Consider the following 3,514-nt stretch of genomic DNA (forward strand, 5'->3'; position numbering starts at 1 on the left):
CGGCTACTCGCCGCTGCCTGGACAAGGCCGGCTGGTCCATCGACCAGCTTGACCTGATCGAAGCCAACGAAGCTTTCGCCGCACAATCGCTGGCCGTGGCCAAGGACCTGGAATGGGACCTGGACAAGGTCAATGTCAACGGCGGCGCCATCGCCCTCGGCCACCCGATCGGTGCCTCGGGCTGCCGCGTGCTGGTGACCCTGCTGCATGAAATGATCAAGCGCGACGCCAAAAAAGGCCTCGCCACCCTGTGCATCGGTGGTGGTCAGGGCGTGGCATTGGCGCTCGAACGCGCTTAAGCCAACAGCGTTTAACAGACGGCGCGGGGACCCACGAAGATCCGCGCCCGCCTGGCAAAACACCCGGTACGATTCACGTCGTACCGGGTTCTTTTTTTTGGTCCCTGTAGGAGCGAGCTTGCTCGCGAAAAAATCTGAAAACGCTGCGGGGTGTCAGAACTTCCACGTAATCGTTGACGACCTTCGCGAGCAAGCTCGCTCCTACAAGGTATATGTCGCCCTCATTGGCGCCTCGCATCGAATGCCGGGTTTTGTATACAAAACCCGCCCATCTATAGAGCAAATCATCCCGCAAAATGCTACCGTTGCTGCCACTCACAGGACGGAGAAGTGCGCGTGTTGATGCTTAAACTGCTGGTGATTCCAGGCTTTCTGCTGCTTATTTCCCTGGCCGGCAAACGCTGGGGGCCAAGCGTGGCGGGATGGTTGTCGGGGTTGCCGGTGGTGGTCGGGCCGATTCTGTTTTTCCTCGCCATCGAACAGGGCCAGGCATTCGCCGCCCAATCGGCCATGGCCGCGCTGTCGGCGATGTTCGCCATGATTGCCTTCTGCGTGACCTATGCCCAGGTCGCGCAACGGGCAAAATGGCCACTGGCACTGACGATCTCGTTGCTGGTCTGGGCCCTGCTCGCCGTGATCCTGTCCTTGCTCCCGCCGTCGCTGCCGATCTCGGTGATCGCCGCCGCCATCGCACTGCTGGCCGCGCCGTACCTGTTCCCGGCTGTGCAGCCCATCGTTTCAGGCCCGGCGCCAAAGTCCGACAAACTGCTGCTGCGTATGGTCGCCGGCGCCTTGCTGACCCTCGCCGTCACTTGGCTCGCCAGCACCGTCGGCGATCGCTGGAGCGGCCTGCTCGCCGTGTTCCCGGTCCTCGGTAGCGTGATGGCGGTGTTCTCCCAGCAAACCCGGGGCCCGGCGTTTACCGCGGCGTTGCTGCGGGCGACGGCCACCGGGATGTATTCATTTTCGGCCTTTTGCCTGGTCGTGACCCTGACCGTGCCCAGCCTGGGCCTGATGGGCTTCGGCGTTGGCGTCGCCGTCTCGGTGGCCATGCTCGGCGTCACCCGGCGGTTGCTGGCAAAACCCGCGCCCCAGGCAACACGTTCAACTATTTCGAACGAGTAGCGCAAGAAATCGAGCCTATTTCCTACATGTTTTTCCGGTTGGCCGTCAGACGTCAAGTGGTTACGATTTATCGATGAAGTCAACACCCGGCGCCATTGGAAGGGATGTACTTCATCCAGACAACCGCTGGTTCCGAGCCAAGGTACAGGCAGCCCTGGATGATCCGCGCCCAAACATCCCGCATGATCAAGTGATGGCCGAAATGCGCGCCCTCCTGCAGTCAAAGCGCAACCAGCGCGATGCGGGTTGAGTGGCATCCGGAGGACGGTCCGATCTATCGAAAATCCTGAATTATCTTGGCGACCATAACCTCGTAGCGGCTCTGGAGCTCCATCAGGCTATAGAAACGGTTACATCAGCCCTCCCTGAATATCCCTACCTCTATCGATGTGGCCGACTTCCCGGTACACGAGAAATTGTTGTGCATCCCAATTACCTGGTGGTCTATCAAGTGACGGATCAAATCCAGATCCTGAGTGTGTTACATGCCCGGCAGGAATACCCCTGATTCCGAAGCATCAACGACCGTCCGTTAGCCCATGCTGGAACATCTCGCAGCCCCCATGGGATGATCACGCCCCACCGCGCGACCAACCCTGGAGATTTTGATGTCACTGTTGAGTAAAAAAGCCGTTGTCCTGTTGCTGGCGGCGGCTGCCAGCCTGGGGGCTTTGAATGTGCAGGCGGCCAAGGCCCCTGCAAAGGAGACGGTGCAGGGCCAGAAAGTCTCGATGCTCGACGGCAAGTTCACCTTCACCCTGCCCAAGGGTTTCGTGGCCAACCCGTTGCCCGCCAGCCCCACCGGTGCGAGCGGCACCATGTATTCCAACGAAACCACCAAGACCGTGGTGATCGCCGCGCAGAACAACCTGCCCGAAGGGGTCAAGGTCAAGGACAACGACGGCGAGTTCCTCGACGGCACGGCGGCCGACTTCGACGCGGCGCAACACAAGGCCCTGGCGGACTACAACAAGCTCAGCGAAAAAAGCCTGACCCTGAAGAAAACAGGCCTGGGCGTGCGCCAGGTCGACAGCACCGCCACCCAGGGCGGTGGCATGACCCTCAACACCACGTTGATGGCGGCTTCGGGCAACCACATGACGGTGATTCAGGTCATTTCCCGCCCCGGCGACATGGCTGCCCACGAAACCCTGATCAAGCAGATAGTCAGCGGCAAATGAGCCTCAGGGGTTACGACGCTGCAACCAGGCGCTCAAATCCTGCAATTCTTCGGCACTGATGCTGTGGCCGACACCCTGGTAAGCGTGGAACTCGGGTTCCAGTGACACGCTCTGCAACAGGCTGTTGGCCTCGGTGCCATCGCTGAAGGGAAGACGCTGGTCCGCCGTGCCATGGCCGATGAAAATCGCCAGCGACTGGCGTTTTTCATCCGGTTTCAACTCAGACTTGAGCACCGGCAGAATCCGCCCGCTCAACGCGGCTATCCCGCCCACCGCCTCGGGATGGCGCAGGGCGACTTCGTAGGACATGATCGCCCCCTGGCTGAAACCCACCAGGAACACCTTCTCCGGTTGTGTGTGATATTTCTTCGTCGCCTGTACGACGAAATCCAGCAACAACTGGCCGCTGGACTTCAGGTCATCGGTTTCGCCGTTGTAGGCACCCTCGCCTTTTTTGCGAAACCACTGGTAACTCCCCTCTTGCATCACCATCGGCGCCCGCACAGACAGGTAGTTGTACGCGCTGGGTAACTCATCCTTGATGCCGAACAGATCCTGCTCGTTACTGCCGTAGCCGTGGAGAAAAATCACCAGCGGCTGCTCGCGGGAATCGGCGTTGGCCTGCTCCAGGTACTTGAGCGGCAGATCGGTTTGCAGGGGGGATTGAGCGTGGACAGTGGCGGATGCCAGCAACGTGAACAGAGCGAGAAACTTCAGCATAAACCTTCCTTCACCGTGCGCAGGATTCGGATAGAGCCTAACACCTTCGTCCCAGCGACTCCCACCACCGGCCCGATTACGGAATCAGCCTACAGCAGACAAGGAAAGGTCTTATTTACGCCTGACAACCTCGCGTAGAACCCTGTGCGCGGCATTTTGCCATGCCTCGATCCCCCTGGAACGCGGGCA

Annotated in this window: 4 protein-coding genes and 2 pseudogenes; 5 read left to right on the plus strand and 1 reads right to left on the minus strand. The window is 60.1% G+C overall.

Annotation, left to right across the window (positions count from 1 at the left end; genetic code table 11):
- The 5 genes and pseudogenes from ABWY06_RS10815 to ABWY06_RS10835 form a co-directional block, all read left to right on the plus strand.
- Positions 1-299 (plus strand): annotated as a pseudogene (locus ABWY06_RS10815) (acetyl-CoA C-acetyltransferase); the annotation flags it as partial.
- Positions 300-635: 336 nt separating this feature from the next.
- Positions 636-1,424 carry a hypothetical protein gene (locus ABWY06_RS10820; RefSeq protein WP_274076899.1) on the plus strand — a complete coding sequence of 263 codons (789 nt, stop codon included), beginning with the start codon at positions 636-638 and terminating at the stop codon, positions 1,422-1,424.
- A 73-nt stretch (positions 1,425-1,497) separates the two neighbouring features.
- On the plus strand, positions 1,498-1,674 hold the full coding sequence (relB, locus tag ABWY06_RS10825; RefSeq protein WP_406592310.1) for a type II toxin-antitoxin system RelB family antitoxin: 177 nt from the start codon (positions 1,498-1,500) through the stop codon (positions 1,672-1,674).
- A pseudogene (locus tag ABWY06_RS10830) lies at positions 1,664-1,932 on the plus strand (type II toxin-antitoxin system RelE/ParE family toxin). The gene relB and the pseudogene ABWY06_RS10830 overlap by 11 nt, the downstream one beginning before the upstream one ends.
- 100 nt (positions 1,933-2,032) lie before the next feature.
- Complete coding sequence (locus tag ABWY06_RS10835; protein ID WP_274076898.1) at positions 2,033-2,605, plus strand: DcrB/PsbP domain-containing protein; 573 nt, start codon at positions 2,033-2,035, stop codon at positions 2,603-2,605.
- A gap of 3 nt (positions 2,606-2,608) precedes the next feature.
- Here the strand turns inward: ABWY06_RS10835 and ABWY06_RS10840 are convergent, their stop codons facing one another.
- The gene (locus ABWY06_RS10840) at positions 2,609-3,325 is read right to left on the minus strand and encodes an alpha/beta hydrolase (protein WP_274076897.1); all 717 of its coding nucleotides are present in this window, start codon (positions 3,323-3,325) and stop codon (positions 2,609-2,611) included.
- Positions 3,326-3,514: the final 189 nt, after the last annotated feature.

The sequence above is a fragment of the Pseudomonas sp. genome (genome assembly GCF_040514055.1).
GTDB lineage: Bacteria > Pseudomonadota > Gammaproteobacteria > Pseudomonadales > Pseudomonadaceae > Aquipseudomonas.